This is a genomic window from Paenibacillus sp. P4_A7, assembly GCF_056402455.1.
On sequence record NZ_JBFUHJ010000810.1, the window covers coordinates 1 to 1,118 of the forward strand.

General features: G+C 46.6%; 1 protein-coding gene. It reads left to right on the top strand.

The annotated features are described in order from the left end of the window. Nucleotides 1-46: 46 nt before the first annotated feature. Nucleotides 47-1,118: DUF6138 family protein (locus tag AC1DWN_RS34190; protein WP_477563255.1), on the top strand; the 1,072-nt coding region annotated here is incomplete at its 3' end.

The following is a 1,118-nucleotide window of genomic DNA, read 5'->3' on the forward strand; positions in this document are numbered from 1 at the left end:
GGGTACTCGTCTGGAAAACCCGCTGACCCATCAGGAAATAGAGAATGTGTTGATACCGTTGCTAAAAAAGGCAATCAGACAAAAGCTGCAAATCTATGAGGACAGTGCCTTGGTGAATTATCGATTTCAAGCTAGCATCGAAGTTGGCGGCTCCGAAACACTTCCCATACTGAACGATGTGAACCAGCGCAAGCGCGAGCTTCTGTTGCAGCGCGTTCAAGCCTATATCGAGGACAAACTGGAGGGCCAGTCTTATCAGACTGATCCGCTGGAGAGCTTTTTTCTCTCTCAACATCTGGTCGATCCGCAGCTGTTTCCGGATATGGATACTGCCTTTATTATGCATGTATATGAGCTGGTGATGAAACGGAACAAAGGGAATAAAACAAAGATGGACGATCATCGTTCCCAATTCATTCGTGCGTTTAGTCAGTGGGCTGAAAGTGTGTTTTTGCCGTTTTACTTTCATAATGTCAAGCCCAAATGGGGGCGAGCTGAATATACGATAAAAGAGGGTATCGACTTAACCGCTATGGAGCCGCAGCAAATGGAACTGGTTCTGCAAACGGCCATTTTGATTATTAAATACGAACCCAACTACAGTCGACAAAATGGACTCGATCTGCTGGAAAGGCTGAAGGAACTAGGCAGTACGCAGGCGGTTAAGGTGATCAAGGAGGGTAGCGGAACGCTTCCTGCAGAAGATATCCATTATAAGGATGAACAGATCGAATGTCAGGCTCATGATGTATTCTCGATTATCACCATTCGAATCAAGGAAGAATGCGCGGATAGTTATGCGAAGGGTCTAGATTTTATTTGTCGATTGCTGGAGAAAGGGTTCTTCCGAAGCTATCAGATCAGGCTGAAATCGCAAGCCAAAAACATAGTATCTGTTCCCGGTCTGGCGAAATCGCAAACCCATCGTTTCTTTGCTAATGCCTTGCAGTATGAGGAGTTGCATCCGAAGCTGGAGACTTATGCGCGGCTGGCGATGGTGGAGCATGAATGGTATGAAGACACAGAGGGCGAGTTAATCTGCATGCGCTGCAAGTTTGCCGCTTTAGGTATGGGACTAGCGATTCGTCGGTATTTTTCGCTCTTGGAGGCATATTTGG